The sequence below is a fragment of the Thiomicrorhabdus marina genome (genome assembly GCF_017571465.1).
GTDB classification, from domain to species: domain Bacteria; phylum Pseudomonadota; class Gammaproteobacteria; order Thiomicrospirales; family Thiomicrospiraceae; genus Thiomicrorhabdus; species Thiomicrorhabdus marina.
Genome location: NZ_JAGETV010000022.1, coordinates 25,835 through 42,221, shown reverse-complemented (window position 1 = coordinate 42,221; position 16,387 = coordinate 25,835). Strand labels below are relative to the sequence as shown.

Sequence of the window (16,387 nt, the reverse complement as noted above, 5' to 3'; positions counted from 1 at the left end):
TCACCCACCATACAATTCGGAGCGGTAGTTCAGTTGGTTAGAATACCTGCCTGTCACGCAGGGGGTCGCGGGTTCGAGTCCCGTCCGCTCCGCCATTATTGCAAAAGCCACTAAGGAATTTTTCTTTAGTGGCTTTTTTCGTTTCTTATCTTTATCTATTTTGTACAGTTATAAAAACCAGCAGAAGTTGGCTAAAAATTAGAAGTATTACCAGCGATTTAATTTGCGGCACAAAAAAACCGGCAAATGCCGGTCTTAACTTTTTAAAGCGTTTTGCTCGAGCTACAGTGAGGATGCGCCTAGCTAGATGCTTTGTATGTGGTTAGGTTGAAGCAGTCACGTTATAACCGCCATCCACATAAGTAATCTCGCCTGTAATGCCGGAAGCTAAATCAGAGCATAAGAAGGCGGCAGTGTTGCCCACTTCTTCGATGGTAACATTACGACGTAGCGGGGTTGCTGCGGCAGACTTGTCTAGCATGGTACGGAAGTCTTTAATCCCTGCTGCTGCAAGAGTACGAATAGGGCCTGCTGAAACGGCGTTAACACGAATACCTTCTTGACCGAGGTCTGCGGCTAGGTAACGAACAGTTGCTTCTAAAGAGGCCTTGGCAATACCCATGACATTGTAGTTAGGTACCGCACGTTCAGCGCCTAGGTAAGAAACGGTAAGTACCGAACCGTTGTTAGCTTTTAGCATCTCGTGTGCAGCTTTAGCACATGCCGTTAATGAATAGGCTGAAATGTCATGTGCAATTTTAAAGCCTTCGCGAGTTGAGGCATCAATCATACGGCCTTCAAGTTCTTCACGCGGTGCGAAAGCTACTGAATGCACCAAAATATCAAGACCAGACCACTGTTTATTAAGTTCTGCGAATACTTCTTCAATTTGTGCATCGTTTGCAACATCAAGAGGAAGCACGATATTCGATCCTAGCTCAGCGGCAACTTTTTCAACACGACCTTTTAATTTTTCGTTTTGGTAAGTTAACGCAATTTCAGCACCTTGTTCATGCATCTGTTTAGCGATGCCGTATGCGATTGATTTATTGTTTGCGACACCAATGATTAGAGCTTTTTTTCCTGCTAGGAATCCCATATTTTTCTCCAAAATGATTTCTTTTAATGGAAAGGCTTCTTGCCATAGTTCATTAGCCAGTGAACTGGCTTGAATCTAAATTTAGAAGCATTATAACGTCAAATTATTAGTTATAATGCTTAAGTTTTGCGGCTTGATTGTAGAGGGCGGCGGTAGAGGTTTATGTACGATAAAATCTCGAATTAACCGTGAAAAAACGCATCGACAAAAAGATTCGCTTCTTCAAGAAACTCCTATAGAATTGTGCAGACTGTATTAAAGGAATATTGGTTGGGCATGATTCATAAACCAAAGCACAGCGTTCTTATGGATAAGATTGGTTCTCGGCAGCACAGTCCAAATTTATTGTTAACGATCCAATTTTTTATTGCGATTGTCGTGTTTTTGTCTGTTTCCTATTCGCAAGCCAGTTGGAACGATCCTTATTCTGAAGTAAATTCAGATAAAAAAGTCCTTTACAGCAATTTTGGAACGCCACCAAAGCATCTCGATCCAGTGGTTTCTTATAGCTCTAATGAATGGGCTTTTCTTGGTCAAATCTATGAGCCACCGTTGCAATATCATTATTTTAAGCGCCCATATTCGTTGCAGCCGTTAACGCTTAAGTCTATGCCTGAGCAGCATTATTTTGATGAACAGGGGAATATTTTAGCTAGTGATCAGAGTGCTAAAGCAGCATTTACCGAATACCATTTTTATCTGAGAGATGATGTGCGGTTTCAACCGCATCCGGCATTTGTAAAGCAAGGTGAACAGTTTCTATATCATCAGTTAAGTGCTGAACAGTTACAGTCTATTTCTTCTATAAATGACTTACCTCAAGCTGTAAGTCGCAAACTTGTTGCTGCCGATTATGTGTATGCGATTAAGCGAATGGCGCTTAGGCAAAATCACTCACCTATTTTAGATTCAATGAATCAGTATATTGTTGGTTTGAAAGAGTTTTCTGATGATATTTCAAAGCGTTATGAAGAGCAGTTAAAAAACAGTGATAAGTCAGTTAAGGTGAGTTATTTTGATTTGAATGCTTATCAAATTGAAGGAGTTAAAATTCATTCAGATAGCCATTTTAGTATCAAAATCAAAGGGCTTTATCCGCAGTTCTTATATTGGTTGACGATGAATTTTTTTGCTCCGATTCCCTGGGAGGCAGATAAGTTTTATAAGCAAAAAGGCTTGGTTGAAAAAAATATCACTTTAGATACGTCTCCGGTTGGTACAGGCCCTTATTATTTAGCTGAGAATAATCCAAACCAAGTGATGCGCCTAAAAAAGAATCCAAATTTTCATGACGAATTTTATCCAGATGATGGCTTACCGTATGATGCAAACCAACTATTATTAGCGGATGCGGGCAAGAAACTGCCTTTGATTGATGAAGTGGTTTATACCTTAGAAAAAGAGTCGGTGCCGCTGTGGAATAAGTTTCTGCAAGGGTATTATGATGCGAGTGGTGTAAGCTCTGAGAGTTTTGACCAAGCAGTTAGCATTTCCAGCGTTGGTGACATTGCTTTAACTGATCAGATGCGTGATAAAGGCATTCAGTTTCTTAACGCCGTGCAGCCATCGATTTTCTATCTTGGCTTTAATATGGCAGACCCCGTTGTTGGAGGCTATTCCGAGCAGCAGCAGAAATTACGTCAGGCGATCAGTATTGCCATCAACTACGAAGAGTATATTTCAATTTTCTTAAATGGTCGCGGCATTGCGGCACAAGGCCCTGTGCCTCCCGGAATCTTTGGTTTTGATGAGGGAAGTTACAACCCTTATGTTTACAAAGAGGTGGACGGTCGTATTCAACGTCGCTCAATTGATGAAGCCAAATCGTTATTAGCAGAAGCCGGGTATCCCGGCGGTAAACTAGAAGACGGCACATCGTTAAAACTTTATTATGATACCTCTGCAACAGGGCCTGATAGCCAATCCCGATTAAATTGGTATCGAAAACAATTTGCTAAACTTGGGATTGAGTTAGTGATTCGTGCCACCGATTACAATCGTTTTCAGAGTAAAGTGCGCGGCGCGAAAGTTCAGTTGTTTTCATGGGGTTGGAATGCGGATTATCCGGATCCGGAAAATTTTATGTTTTTATTGTTTGGTGATAATGCGGCAATTAATACCAATGGTGCCGGCATCAACAGTGCTAACTATGATCAGGCACAATTTAATGAGTTGTTCACCAAGATGAAACGTATGCCGAATTCGGAAGAACGTTTACAGATTGTTCAGCAGATGACTGAAATTGTTCAAAAAGATTCCCCTTGGGTTTGGGGTTTGCATCCAAAATCCTTAGTGCTATATCACTCTTGGTTGCAAAACGTTTGGCCGAATTCTTTGGCCAATAATACATTGAAATATCGTAATTTGGATTCGGAAGCGCGGGCTGATAAACAGCAGCGATGGAATCAACCTGTCTTATGGCCGATTGTTCTGGTTGTGGTATTGATCCTACTTTCCATTGTTCCGCTAATGTATGCTTATCGCCAACGTCAAATGGTTAAGGTTGGTGTTAGTGTTAATCTAAAACAGAGAGGAGGGCGTTAGTGTTTGCCTATATTATCCGCCGTCTTTTTTATGCAATTCCAATACTGATTGGTGTTAACTTTATTACTTTTGCACTGTTTTTTATGGTTAATACCCCAGAAGATATGGCGCGAGCGCAACTTGGAGCCAAGCAAACCACCCCTGAAATGATTGCTGCGTGGAAGCAAGAGCGCGGTTATGACAAGCCGTTGTTTTTTAATACGCAAGCCAATGCCGAAAATAAAGTTATCGATACCCTATTTGTGCAAGAGTCAATCAAGTTGTTTAAATTTGATTTTGGTCAGTCCGACTCCGGTCGACAAATTTCTGCTGATATTTATGAACGAATGTGGCCTTCACTGGCAATTGCGTTACCGACGTTTATTATCGGTTTAGTGACCACTATCGCCATTGCGCTGCTAATTGTCTTATTCCGTGGTTCTCCGCTGGATACGGCCACTATGATTTTAGCGGTCACCATTATGTCAATTTCCGGTCTGTTCTATATCATCGCTGGTCAGGTTTTGTTTAGTAAGATTTGGCATTGGGTGCCTATTTCAGGGTATCAACCGGGTTTGGAAGGCGTTAAGTTTTTAATATTACCGGTATTTATTGGTGTGTTTGCCGGTTTAGGGACAGGTATCCGCTGGTATCGCAGTATTTTCTTAGAAGAGATGAATAAGGATTATGTTCGTACTGCGCGTGCTAAAGGATTAAATGATCTGAGCGTTTTAAACGGCCATGTTCTACGTAACGGTATGTTGCCTATTTTAACCGGCGTTGTAGTCGTGATTCCGACTCTATTTATGGGGAGTCTTATTATGGAGTCTTTCTTCGGTATTCCGGGGCTGGGGAGTTACACTATTGATGCCATTAATGCGCAAGATTTTTCGATTGTCAAAGCAATGGTTTTTATTGGTTCGGTTTTATACATTATCGGCTTAGTCTTGACTGATATTTCCTATACTATTTTTGATCCAAGGGTGAAGTTGTCATGACCGATGTATCAATCGTGATGTTATGGACTGATATACTGCTTTGGATTCTGCTGGTAGTGTTTATATTCGGAATCCGTTCGATTCGCCGTTCTGAGCAAGCCCGTAAACAGTGGCGCAAGATTTTCCAATCTAAAATTGCCATGGCTGCCGGCCTGATTTTATCCACATACTTCGCTTTAGCGATGCTTGATTCAGTGCATTTTCGTTTTATCGAGCAAACGACTTCTGTCGATCATTCAGCAGTGGAGCCTTGGTCATTGCAGGCACTGCAACAGGATTTTGCAGAGTTTACGGGTAATTTAGTTCATGATGAACTTCACGGTAAAACACTGAGTTTGCTTGATTTAGGGATGCAGCATTTAATCTTGTCGACGGAACGAACTTACTCGGCACCTTTTGCGCTCACCGAATACAGCACTTCAATCGTGTATAACGAAGAGGGCGTTCAACAGCAATATAAGCTATTAAAGTATGCCGGTCAGCACTTGCAAGATGGCGATACGATAAGTGCTGATGTTTTTCTGCAAACCCTGTATGTATTTGTTTTTTCCTTATTCACAACTTTGGTATTTTGGCTAGTTCATGGTTATTTCCGAATCAAGGCTTTTATTTTTAGGCGTGCAGGTCAAAAGCTAGAACCTTTGCCATGGAAAACGTTTTACCTGACTTTATTCATGTTAATTTTTGCTCTTAGCTGGTTGTATCATTTGAGCAATTTCTACCATGTGCTAGGTACCGATAAGGTTGGGCAAGATGTTTTATATCAGTCAATTAAAGCGATTCGTACCGGTGTTATGATTGGCTTATTGACCACTTTGGTCATGTTGCCTCTGGCACTGTTTTTAGGAATTTCGGCCGGTTACTTCAAGGGGTTAGTGGATGATGTTATTCAGTATCTATACACTACTCTAAATTCCATTCCGGGTGTGTTGTTGATTGCGGCGGCGGTACTGGTTATGCAGTCAATTTTGAATACGCATAACGATTGGTTTGGTTCCACTGAAGAGCGCGCCGATTTACGTCTACTTTTCTTGATTCTGATTCTTGGTATTACCAGTTGGACTGGCTTATGTCGTTTGTTGCGTGCCGAAACCTTAAAGATTTCTCAAGTTGAATACGTCTCTGCGGCTAAGGCTTTTGGGCTTGGGGGCTTTAGTATTATCCGACGTCATATTATGCCGAACCTGATGCATTTAGTGCTTATCGCCTTGGTATTGGATTTCAGCGGTTTGGTGTTGGCTGAAGCGGTACTTTCTTATGTTGGTGTCGGCGTAGATCCGACAACCCCAAGTTGGGGCAATATGATTAACCAAGCACGTTTGGAAATGGCGCGCGAGCCCATGGTTTGGTGGTCTCTTCTGTCGGCTTTTGGCTTTATGTTTATTTTGGTGCTTGCCGCTAACTTATTTTCAGATCGTGTGCAGTGGGTGTTGGATCCACGTGCCCATTAATTGAGTCGTTTTATTATGAGCAAATTGTTGCAGAGAAATTATGAATATCCGGTCTTGAGTCTGCTTAATTTAAGTATTCAAGTTGGTGAGCAGACTTTGGTCGATAAAGTGACATTCGATATCCATAAAGGCGAGATTTTTGCCTTGGTTGGTGAGTCCGGTAGTGGTAAGTCACTGACATCATTGGCAATCATGCGTTTATTGCCGCAAGCTTTGCAAATCACGCAAGGTTCGATTGAGCTGCAACAACAGAATTTATTTGATTTGACTGAAGCGCAGATGCAGGGGCTACGTGGTAAAAAAGTGGCGATGATTTTCCAAGAGCCGATGACTTCGCTCAATCCGGTTATGACCGTTGGCAATCAGGTGGCTGAAGTACTGCGTTTGCATTTGGGTTTAAAATCTAAAGCCGCTAAACAGAAAGTTATCGAGCTGTTTAATGAAGTCGGTATTCCGGAAGCGGATCAGCGCATTAACTGGTATCCGCACCAACTCTCCGGTGGTCAGAAACAACGTGTCATGATTGCGATGGCATTGGCTTGTGAGCCAGATTTATTAATTGCCGATGAACCGACCACAGCCTTAGATGTAACCATTCAAGCTCAGGTTTTACAGCTCTTGAAAAAAATTCGTGACCGGCGCCAATTGTCGATTCTGTTTATTACCCATGATATGGGTGTGGTCAATGAAATGGCAGACACCATTGCGGTAATGAAACAAGGTAAGTTGGTTGAACTTGCTCACAAGGAGTTGTTTTTTGCCAATCCGCGTCATAGCTATACCCAGAAGCTTTTGGCTGATGCGGTGCCGAAAATGCAGGATAAGCAAGCCGGTAGCGGCGAGCCTTTACTGTCTTTAAAAGATTTAAAGGTGCATTTCCCGATTAAAAAAGGCATTTTGCAACGTACAGTTGGTCACGTTAAAGCGGTCGATGGCGTCGATTTGGAAATCCCGAAAGGGCAAACGCTGGCCTTAGTTGGTGAATCCGGCAGTGGAAAAAGCACCATTGGGCAAGCGATTTTAAATCTAGTACGGAGTACTGGTGGCGAAGTTGAGTTTTTCCATAGCGCCGATGATTCAGTCACTATGAATAAACTTTCCGATAGAGCGATGCGCCCATTACGCCGTAAAGTACAGGTGATTTTCCAAGATCCGTTTTCGGCACTTAATCCGAGAATGACGATTTCTGAGATTATCCGAGAGGGAATGAATAGTTTGCAGGTTGGCCCGCAAACTCGCGAAGGCCAGAATAAGCGAATTGAAGAATTGCTGGTCAAGGTTGGACTTTTACCTGAGCATATGCAGCGTTATCCGCATGAGTTCTCTGGCGGGCAGCGCCAGCGTATCGGTATCGCCCGTGCCTTGGCGGTAGAGCCGGAATTGATTATTTGTGATGAGCCGACCAGTGCTTTGGATGTGTCGGTTCGTGCGCAAGTGTTAAATCTGCTGCATGAGTTGCAAATTCAATACGGTATTTCTTATCTGTTTATCACGCACGATTTATCGATTGTGCCTACCATTGCTCATCGTGTAGCGGTTATGCAGGAAGGTAAAATTGTTGAGCAGGGTGAAGTCGAGCAAGTAATGCGTAATCCACAAAATGAGTACACACAGTCCTTATTGGCATCGGCGCCGGAATTGGTAAGAAAAGCACTTAAAGTTGCCTAGTCTGAAGAAAAAATAACAGCAAAAGAAAAAGCTCGCAACTGCGAGCTTTTTTGTAAGTGCATTAAGTTTACAGATTGATGATAGTCGCTTGACCCTTGCTTAAAGGCTGTTGCTTAATTTCATTGAGCAAGGCCTCAGCCATGCGTTCCGCACTGGTCATTAAGGTTGGGTTTTCGCCCGGGAAGAGTCGGCCGCGCGATTCAGTTGCGAAAGAGCCTAATTCAGCGATAAAGCAGTGTAGTTCACTGGCACTGTTTTCGGCTGAAACACTGTGCATTAGCTGTTCCAAACCGCTTTTGGCAACGCCATAAGCGCCATAGAAAGCAGGGGTTTGATGTGGGCTTTCGTCTGATACTGCAATCATCTGACCGCGGTTTTTTAGCAGTAGCGGTAATGTCTGCTGAATGATATGGAAGTTCGCATTTAAATTGGTGTGCAGGACTTCATACCATTGCGTGTAGTCAAAGTGCTCAATCGGGGTGAAAGCCGGTAGAATCGCGGCATTCATGAAAACTGAATCCAGTTCAGGAAATTCTTCCGATAAAGTGCTGCCGAACTGTTTGTAGTGATCAATATTGGCGCCGAGAAGATCCATTGGATACAGCGCTACTTTATTTGGTGCCAGCTCTTCCAGTTCATCGTAAAGCGGGATAAGTGCTTTCATCTCTTTATCAAGCATAATGACTTGATCGCCTTGTTTAACCAGTTGGCGGGATAGCTCACGTCCGAGTCCTTGTGCTGCGCCGGTAATCAAATGGGTTTTCATAGACTTATTCTCAGTAACTAAAGAGGATGTTAGAAATTCTGCTGGATAAAGCGGCTGATTTCAAAGGGTGTGTGGAAATGCCAATCGGCAGGCCAGTCTTTATCGGTAGCGGTTTGTGGTAAGTAGCCATACATTGCTGCGCCGGTTTTCATCTTAGCGTTGATGCCTGCTTCAATGTCACGTGGATGGTCGCCAAGGTACAAACAGTTTTCCGGTTGTGTACCGCACTCTTTCGCGGCGAGGTACATCGGTTCCGGATTCGGTTTTCGAACCGATAGTGTATCACCGCAAATGACGCTTTTCGGCGCACTTGGAAATTTAATTAGGCTGAGTAACTTTTCGGTTAACCACTGTGGTTTATTGGTGACAATCCCCCAATCGATATTGTTAGCCGCTAGGTGTTCTAAGCCAGCCTGTAGCCCAGGAAAAATTCCTGTGTGATGGGCGATATTATTGAAGTAGACATCAAGAAAATACTGGCGACGTTCTTCAAGTTCGTCACCATTCAACTCAGGAAAAGCCAGTTGCGTCATCGCTAAACCGCCTTGTGAAACTACGGTTCTAAGGTCTTGATAGGTAACGGTTTTTTGTCCGAAATGCTCGCAGGTTTTGCCGATGGCATAGGCAAAATCATATGACGTATCCAGCAGTGTGCCATCTAAATCGAATAGCACGCAGTTCAGGTCGTTTGCAGATGCAGTCAAAGCCTTATCCTTTTTGGTAAGCCAGTAAATAGTTGATGTCGAGATTGCCGTTTAAGCCGTAACGGTTCAGTAACGGGTTGAATTCAATTCCGGCACTGTCACGCAAGAATAGTCCCGCTTTACGTGCCATGGCATCCATTTCCGCTGGGGTGATAAATTTATCGTAGGTATGCGTGCCGTCCGGAACCAGGTTCAAGACTTTCTCTGCCGCCAGAATCGCCAGTAGATAGGCTTTATAATTACGGTTGAGAGTCGAGAAGAAAACCCAGCCGCCGGGTTTAACTGAATCGGCCGCTGCTTGAATAATCGCTTGCGGATCCGGCACATGCTCGAGCATTTCCATGCAGGTGACAATATCGTGTTGTTCTGGATGTTGCTGAGCGTAGTCTTCGGCGCTGATTTTTTTGTAAGTCACCGCGACTTCTTCATCTAATGCATGCAGGCGGGCAACGCTTAATACTTCTTGTGCTAAGTCGATACCGGTTACCTGCGCACCTTGACGAGCCAGTGCTTCCGATAAGATGCCGCCGCCGCAGCCGATGTCGAGAATGCTGGTGTTAGTAATCGACTGCCAGCGTTCAATAAACTCTAAACGAAATGGGTTGATTTTATGCAGGGCGGCAAACTCGCCATTTTCATCCCACCAAGTACTGGAAAGACGGTTAAAATTGTCTAATTCCTGCTGGTCGGCATTGCTGTTGTTCGGGTTTGCGGATTGTGCTGGATTGCTGGTCGCTTCGCTCATAATCACTCAATTTCAACGCCTTATATAACGCGTATTTCTCAAACATCTAAAAAATTGTTCAAATTATAACGTCTGACTGCAAAAATAGGCGATTAAATCGGTAAAAAGCAATTTAGAGCAAAAATAAGCTTCACTGCGAGCATTTCTCTAATCTTCGACAAGGGGTCGACAAATAATTTTTAAGCCGAAAACGTCGATTTGCGGCTGAAATAGGGCTATAATCACCGATTCATTTATTTAGTAAAAATAAAGTGATTTAGCCAATGGCGGAATTTGCACGAGAAATTATCCCGATTGCCCTCGAAGATGAGATGGAGCAGTCCTATTTAAGCTATGCAATGAGCGTAATTGTCGGGCGTGCTTTGCCTGATGTTCGCGATGGTTTGAAACCAGTGCACCGTCGCGTCCTGTACGCGATGAACGAGCTGAAAAACGATTACAACAAACCGTATAAGAAATCAGCGCGTATCGTTGGTGACGTAATCGGTAAATACCACCCGCATGGTGATACTGCTGTTTACGATACCATCGTTCGTATGGCGCAGCCGTTCTCGCTACGTTATATGTTGGTTGACGGTCAAGGTAACTTCGGTTCGGTCGATGGTGATTCACCGGCGGCGATGCGTTATACGGAAATCCGTATGTCGAAAATCGCGCATCAGCTGCTTGCCGATCTTGAAAAAGAAACCGTTAATTTCTCGGAAAACTACGATGGTTCTGAATCAGAACCAGATGTCCTGCCTACACGTATTCCTAATTTATTGGTGAATGGTTCATCTGGTATTGCGGTTGGTATGGCGACGAATATTCCGCCGCATAACCTGACCGAAACCGTTAGCGCTTGTTTGGCTTATATCGACAACCCGCAGATTGATATTGCCGGTTTGATGGAATATCTACCAGGCCCGGATTTCCCAACGCACGGGATTATCAATGGTAGTGCCGGTATTCGCCAAGCTTATGAAACCGGGCGCGGTCGTGTGCAAATTCGCGCCAAAACGGCGGTGGAAACCGACAAGAGCGGCAAGTCACAAATTATCGTTAATGAAATTCCTTACCAGGTCAATAAGGCAAAGCTTATCGAGCGTATTGCCGAGTTGGTAAAAGAGAAGAAAATTGAAGGGATTACCGGTCTTCGTGACGAGTCCGATAAAGACGGTATGCGTATTGTTATCGAACTTCGTCGCGGTGAAGTGCCGGAAGTGATTATCAATAACCTGTATAAGCAGACTTCAATGCAGACCGTATTCGGTGTCAATATGGTTGCCTTGATTGACGGCCAGCCAAAGCTGCTAAATCTGAAAGAGATTGTTGAAGCCTTTGTTCGTCACCGCCGTGAAGTGGTAACGCGCCGTACGATCTTCGATCTACGCAAAGCACGTGAAAAAGCGCATATTTTAGAAGGTCTTGCGGTAGCGTTAACCAATATCGACGAAATGATCGAGTTGATTAAGGCGTCACCTAGTCCTGCGGTAGCTAAAGAGCGTATGCTGGAACGTGACTGGCCAATCGGCTCGGTCGTCGATCTGCTTGATCGTGTCGAGTTAGCGGATGTTCGTCCTGAAGATCTGCCGGATGGTTTCGGTGCTGATGGCGCGATTTACAAACTATCACCGGTTCAAGCACAAGCCATTCTTGAAATGCGTCTGCACCGTCTAACCGGTCTTGAACAAGATAAGATTCTTGAAGAGTACCGAGGTCTAATCGCTAAGATTGCCGAATTCCTAGACATCCTTCGTAACCCAGATCGTTTGACTGAAGTGGTCAAAGAAGAGTTGGTTGAAGTGGTTGAGAACTTCGGTGACGTTCGTCGTACCGAAATCGACCACTCTTACCAAGATTTAGACGCAGAAGATTTAATTGCGGTAGAAGATCGTATTGTGACCATCTCGCAAGACGGTTACATCAAAACCCAACCGCTAAGTGATTACCGTGCGCAACGTCGTGGCGGTCGTGGTAAGTCTGCGACGGCGATGAAAGAAGAAGATCAAGTTGGTCAGCTATTCGTTGCCAGTACGCATGACATGCTGCTGTGCTTCTCGAACCGCGGTAAGATGTATTGGCAAAAAACCTGGCAGTTACCGCTAGCGAGTCGCGGTAGCCGTGGTAAGCCAATTGTTAATGTTTTGCCGTTAGAAGATAACGAAGTGATTACTTCGGTATTGCCGGTTGACGAGTTTGACGATGAACGCGTGGTCTTTATGGCGACGAAAAACGCAGTGGTTAAGCGTGTTGCGCTGAAAGACTTCTCGCGCCCACGTGCTAACGGTATTATCGCTGTTGACCTGCTGGATGATGACGAGTTGGTTGGTACTGCCTTAACAGACGGTCAGCAAGAAATCATGCTGTTCAGTGACATCGGTAAAGCGATTCGTTTCGATGAAAACGGCGTCCGTGTTATGGGACGTACCGCGCGCGGTGTTCGTGGTATGAAAGTTGCCGAAGGTAATAAGATTATCAGTATGCAAGTTGCTAAGCCTGAAACGTTGATTCTGACAGCAACCGAAAATGGTTTTGGTAAGTGTACACCTGTCGATGACTACTCAACCATTAATCGTGGCGGTCAAGGGGTTATCTCGATTAAGACCACCGACCGTAATGGAATGGTTGTTAAGTCGGTTGCAGTCACACCGGAACAAGAAATCGTATTAATTACCAATAAAGGAACCTTGGTTCGTACCCGCGTTAGCGAGATTTCGATTGTTGGTCGTAACACTCAAGGTGTCAAACTGATTAATGTTGGTAAAGGCGAAAAAGTCGTTGATATTGCCGTAGTTGATGTTACTGACGATGAAGAAGCTGAACTAGAGGACGGCGTTGAAGTGACTGCCGACAATGCAGAAGCAACAACCGAAAATTCAGCAGAAAATGCCTCAGGTTCTGAAAACGATTCGAAATAAGTGTTAAAGAACCGGAAGAGATTTGTTAATCCGTCGAAATGACGGGTTTAGAAGGATAAATAGATGAGATCATTCAACTTTAGCGCCGGTCCGGCGATGCTGCCTGAAGCGGTAATGCTTAAAGCGCAATCTGAATTCCTGAATTGGAATAACACCACCATGTCAGTTATGGAGATGAGTCACCGTAGCCCGGAATACATGGCGCTGGCCAAGAAAATGGAAGCGGATTTACGTGATGTGATGACGATTCCTGACAACTACCATGTGTTGTTTGTACATGGCGGTGCATCGTTATTATTTACCGGTGTTCCATTCAATCTGACTCAGCCGGACGATACGGTGGATTATTTTGATACCGGTGTTTGGTCGAATAAAGCAATTAAAGAAGCCAGCCGCTACGTTAATGTGAATGTGGTTGCCGGCGGCGGTTCAAATCCGACTGAAATTCCTGCGCCAAGTGAATGGAACTTCAGTAATGATGCGAAGTACATCCACCTTTGTTCGAATGAAACGATTACCGGTCTTGAATTTACCGAAGAGATGCTAGAAGCTGTGTTTGCACAAGGTAAACCTGTTATTGCCGATATGTCATCTAACATTATGTGTCGTGATATCGATGTATCCAAGTACGCGGCCATTTATGCTGGCGCACAGAAAAACATCGGTCCGGCAGGTCTGGCGATTTTAATTGTTCGTGATGACCTGCTTGGTCAGGCTCGTAGTGATTGCCCAACATTAATGAATTGGGATACTTATGCGCAGAACGAATCTATGTTCAATACACCAAATACCTGGGCTTGGTACCTTGCCGGTTTGGTTTTTGAATGGATTAAAGATTGTGGTGGTGTTCAAGCGATTGCAGCAATCAACGAGCGTAAAGCCCAAAAACTGTATGACTATATCGACAATTCCGGCTTCTATAGTAACCGTATTAAAGTGTCGCAACGTTCATGGATGAACGTGACTTTTGCATTGCCTTCTGAAGATTTGAATGCAGCTTTCTTGGCTGAATCAAAGGCGGCGGGGCTATTAAGCCTTAAAGGGCACCGTGCTTTTGGTGGAATGCGAGCTAGTATCTACAATGCCATGCCGGAAGAAGGGGTTGATGCATTGATTGATTTTATGAAAAAGTTTGCTGAGCAAAACTCTTAATAATCATCTGTTTGACGAACAAAATGCTGAACTTGCTTCAGTATTTAACAACTAATTTTTAGCGTGCCGGATTTAAGGCACATGGACAAAACCTACAGCAAGCACTATGAGCGAAGACAATTCTCAATCAGCTACTGAACACGCGCAACTAACAGCAATTCGCAATCAAATCGACTCGATTGATAAGCAAATCCAAAAGCTTATCGGTGATCGTGCGGCATGCGCTCACCAAGTTGCCGAGATTAAAACCCAAGGTGGCAAAACCGATGTGGTGTTTTACCGTCCGGAGCGCGAAGCGCAGGTTTTACGTGCGGTTAAAGAGCGTAATGAATCACTATTGCCTGATAAAGAAATGGCTAAATTGTTCCGTGAAATCATGTCAACTTGCCTTGCGCTTGAGCAACCAATAAGTGTTGCTTATCTTGGTCCGGAGGGTAGTTATTCGCATTCTAGCGTGATCAAGCAGTTCGGTACTTCGGCACATCCGGTTGCCGTCTCCAGTATTGAAGCGGTATTTGATGCAGTGGCTAAGGGTGAAGTGAATTACGGCATCGTTCCGGTTGAAAATTCGACCGAGGGTGAAGTGAAAGCGACCCAAGACGAATTGCTGAAAAGTAACTTGCAGGTTTCTGGTGAATTAGAACTAGCCGTTGATCACTGTCTTTTAAGTATGGCGCAAAGCGGGGACAAAATTACCAAAGTCGTTGCCCATCAACAGGCACTAGGTCAATGTCGTCAGTGGCTAAAGAACAATCTGCCGATGGCACAGTTGGAAGCGGTGAGCTCGAACGCAGCGGCGGCGAAGATGGCGCAGGAAGATTCTTCTTTGGCGGCGATTGCTTCTGAGCAGGCCGCAGACTTATATCAACTGCCGATTTTGGAATATCACATTTCCGATTCCAAAGAGAATAGTACGCGCTTTTGGGTATTAGGTCGTGAAGTGGTTGCGCCAAGCGGTGAAGATAAGACGGCACTGGTTATATCGATCAAAAATCAGGCCGGTGCTTTGTTGGAAGTGTTGCAGGCATTTGCCGATCGTGGTCTGAATATGACGCGCATTATTTCGCGTCCGTCGAAAAGCAAAAACTGGGATTATGTTTTCTTTATCGACGTTTTAGGCCATCAGCAAGATGAAAACCTAAAAGCGGCTTTGCAAGAAGTTCAGCAACATGCCGAATTTATCAAAATTCTCGGCTCTTTCCCGATTTCACCGTTATAACCGGTAAGAATTATTTAACAGTTAAAAGTTTAATGGATTGGCTATGAGTGAATCTTCTTCGAAGTTCTATGATCTTGTGCAGGCTGCGGTTAAAAATGTAAATCCGTACGTTGCCGGCAAACCGATAGATGAACTGAAGCGTGAGTATAAAATCAGTTACGTTTCTAAAATGGCATCTAACGAAAACCCGCTAGGTTCAAGTTTGAAAGTAGCCACTGCGCTGAATAATTTTGCCAGCAATATGTCTCGTTATCCGGATGGTAGCGGTCATAATCTGCGTGAGAAGTTGGCATCTTTTTTAAGTGTTGAAATGAACCAAATCACTCTTGGTAATGGCTCGAATGAACTGCTTGAGCTAGTGGCTCGTGTGTTTGCCGGACCGGGTGATGAAATCATGTACTCGCAATACGGTTTTGCGGTTTATCCGATTTCTGCACAGATTGTCGGTGCTACCGCAGTGGAGGTTGCTGCTAAAGATTTCGGTCATGATCTGCCAGCGATGTTGGCGGCGATTACGCCAAATACCAAAATTATTTATGTTGCTAATCCGAATAATCCGACCGGGACTTTATTCCGCCGTGATGAATGGGAAGCGTTTATTAGCCAAGTACCGGAAGACGTTATTGTTGTGTTAGACGAGGCCTATTTGGAATATGCCGAGCACGCTTGTAACGATGGCTCTTATCCAAATGGTGTTGATTATTTTAGAGAATACCCTAATTTGTTGATTTCACGAACTTTCTCTAAGGCATATGGGCTTGCGTCACTGCGTATTGGTTATATGTTAGGTTGTGAAGAAATTATCGGTTATATCAATCGTTTACGAATGCCATTTAGCGTGAGTGCTTATGCGCAAGTGGCAGCGATGACAGCTTTAAGCGATCCACAATTTGTGACTAAAACATTACGTACTAATGATCAGGGTATGATGCAAATTCGTGCTGCGGTCGAAGCGAAAGGGCTGGAAGTGATTCCTTCTTATGCGAATTTCATCACCATTAAATTTGGCGAAAATGCACTAGAAATTTATGACAAGTTACTGCATGAAGGCGTGATTGTTCGTCCATTGGCTAATTATGATATGTCAGACTATCTACGTGTTTCCATTGGAAATAACCATGAAAATAACCATTTCATGGGTGCATTGAATAAAGTACTGTAA

At 44.0% G+C, this 16,387-nt stretch carries 12 protein-coding genes and 1 tRNA gene; 9 read left to right on the top strand and 4 right to left on the bottom strand.

Annotated elements, in window-relative coordinates:
* Positions 1-18: 18 nt before the first annotated feature.
* Positions 19-95: transfer RNA gene (locus J3998_RS10465), tRNA-Asp, on the top strand.
* A gap of 227 nt (positions 96-322) precedes the next feature.
* Here the strand turns inward: J3998_RS10465 and J3998_RS10460 are convergent.
* Positions 323-1,099 (bottom strand): enoyl-ACP reductase FabI, encoded by a 777-nt coding sequence (locus tag J3998_RS10460; protein ID WP_208150610.1) that lies wholly within the window; start codon positions 1,097-1,099, stop codon positions 323-325.
* A 276-nt stretch (positions 1,100-1,375) separates the two neighbouring features.
* Between J3998_RS10460 and J3998_RS10455 the strand changes: the two genes are divergently transcribed.
* The 4 genes from J3998_RS10455 to J3998_RS10440 are packed head-to-tail and all read left to right on the top strand — an operon-like array spanning position 1,376 to position 7,739.
* Entirely contained in the window at positions 1,376-3,643 is a 2,268-nt protein-coding gene (locus J3998_RS10455; protein WP_243750708.1) for an ABC transporter substrate-binding protein, read from the top strand.
* Positions 3,643-4,620, top strand: a complete 978-nt coding sequence (locus tag J3998_RS10450; RefSeq protein ID WP_208150609.1) for an ABC transporter permease subunit — start codon at positions 3,643-3,645, stop codon at positions 4,618-4,620. The genes J3998_RS10455 and J3998_RS10450 overlap by 1 nt, the downstream gene beginning before the upstream one ends.
* Positions 4,617-6,071 (top strand): ABC transporter permease, encoded by a 1,455-nt coding sequence (locus J3998_RS10445; RefSeq protein ID WP_208150608.1) that lies wholly within the window; start codon positions 4,617-4,619, stop codon positions 6,069-6,071. The genes J3998_RS10450 and J3998_RS10445 overlap by 4 nt, the downstream gene beginning before the upstream one ends.
* 15 nt (positions 6,072-6,086) lie before the next feature.
* Positions 6,087-7,739 carry an ABC transporter ATP-binding protein gene (locus J3998_RS10440; RefSeq protein ID WP_208150607.1) on the top strand — a complete coding sequence of 551 codons (1,653 nt, stop codon included), beginning with the start codon at positions 6,087-6,089 and terminating at the stop codon, positions 7,737-7,739.
* 67 nt (positions 7,740-7,806) lie between these two features.
* Here the strand turns inward: J3998_RS10440 and J3998_RS10435 are convergent, their stop codons facing one another.
* From J3998_RS10435 to ubiG, 3 genes are read right to left on the bottom strand one after another with little or no spacing between them, the layout of a single operon-like run.
* The gene (locus J3998_RS10435) at positions 7,807-8,505 is read right to left on the bottom strand and encodes an SDR family NAD(P)-dependent oxidoreductase (RefSeq protein WP_208150606.1); all 699 of its coding nucleotides are present in this window, start codon (positions 8,503-8,505) and stop codon (positions 7,807-7,809) included.
* Between the two features lie 29 nt (positions 8,506-8,534).
* Positions 8,535-9,209, bottom strand: a complete 675-nt coding sequence (locus tag J3998_RS10430; RefSeq protein WP_208150605.1) for an HAD family hydrolase — start codon at positions 9,207-9,209, stop codon at positions 8,535-8,537.
* 4 nt (positions 9,210-9,213) lie between these two features.
* Positions 9,214-9,954: a bifunctional 2-polyprenyl-6-hydroxyphenol methylase/3-demethylubiquinol 3-O-methyltransferase UbiG gene (gene ubiG, locus J3998_RS10425; protein ID WP_208150604.1), complete on the bottom strand. Its 741-nt coding sequence runs from the start codon at positions 9,952-9,954 to the stop codon at positions 9,214-9,216.
* A gap of 263 nt (positions 9,955-10,217) precedes the next feature.
* Here ubiG and gyrA point away from each other — a divergent pair, with 263 nt between their 5' ends.
* The 4 genes from gyrA to hisC all read left to right on the top strand — a co-directional run bounded on the left by gyrA (position 10,218) and on the right by hisC (position 16,387).
* Positions 10,218-12,854 (top strand): DNA gyrase subunit A, encoded by a 2,637-nt coding sequence (gene gyrA, locus J3998_RS10420; RefSeq protein WP_208150603.1) that lies wholly within the window; start codon positions 10,218-10,220, stop codon positions 12,852-12,854.
* 63 nt (positions 12,855-12,917) lie between these two features.
* Positions 12,918-14,006: a 3-phosphoserine/phosphohydroxythreonine transaminase gene (gene serC, locus J3998_RS10415; RefSeq protein ID WP_208150602.1), complete on the top strand. Its 1,089-nt coding sequence runs from the start codon at positions 12,918-12,920 to the stop codon at positions 14,004-14,006.
* A gap of 106 nt (positions 14,007-14,112) precedes the next feature.
* Positions 14,113-15,225, top strand: coding sequence for a prephenate dehydratase (pheA, locus tag J3998_RS10410; protein ID WP_208150601.1), 1,113 nt, complete (start codon positions 14,113-14,115; stop codon positions 15,223-15,225).
* 43 nt (positions 15,226-15,268) lie between these two features.
* A complete protein-coding gene (hisC, locus tag J3998_RS10405; protein WP_208150600.1) occupies positions 15,269-16,387 on the top strand; it encodes a histidinol-phosphate transaminase in 1,119 nt (372 codons plus the stop codon).

What these genes read in the sequence shown, in the direction of transcription:
- J3998_RS10460 (WP_208150610.1), bottom strand. Translation starts at nt 1,099, where the DNA reads ATGGGATTCCTAGCAGGAAAAAAAGCTCTAATCATTGGTGTCGCAAAC.
- J3998_RS10455 (WP_243750708.1), top strand. Translation starts at nt 1,376, where the DNA reads ATGATTCATAAACCAAAGCACAGCGTTCTTATGGATAAGATTGGTTCT.
- J3998_RS10445 (WP_208150608.1), top strand. Translation starts at nt 4,617, where the DNA reads ATGACCGATGTATCAATCGTGATGTTATGGACTGATATACTGCTTTGG.
- J3998_RS10440 (WP_208150607.1), top strand. Translation starts at nt 6,087, where the DNA reads ATGAGCAAATTGTTGCAGAGAAATTATGAATATCCGGTCTTGAGTCTG.
- J3998_RS10435 (WP_208150606.1), bottom strand. Translation starts at nt 8,505, where the DNA reads ATGAAAACCCATTTGATTACCGGCGCAGCACAAGGACTCGGACGTGAG.
- ubiG (WP_208150604.1), bottom strand. Translation starts at nt 9,954, where the DNA reads ATGAGCGAAGCGACCAGCAATCCAGCACAATCCGCAAACCCGAACAAC.
- gyrA (WP_208150603.1), top strand. Translation starts at nt 10,218, where the DNA reads ATGGCGGAATTTGCACGAGAAATTATCCCGATTGCCCTCGAAGATGAG.
- serC (WP_208150602.1), top strand. Translation starts at nt 12,918, where the DNA reads ATGAGATCATTCAACTTTAGCGCCGGTCCGGCGATGCTGCCTGAAGCG.
- pheA (WP_208150601.1), top strand. Translation starts at nt 14,113, where the DNA reads ATGAGCGAAGACAATTCTCAATCAGCTACTGAACACGCGCAACTAACA.
- hisC (WP_208150600.1), top strand. Translation starts at nt 15,269, where the DNA reads ATGAGTGAATCTTCTTCGAAGTTCTATGATCTTGTGCAGGCTGCGGTT.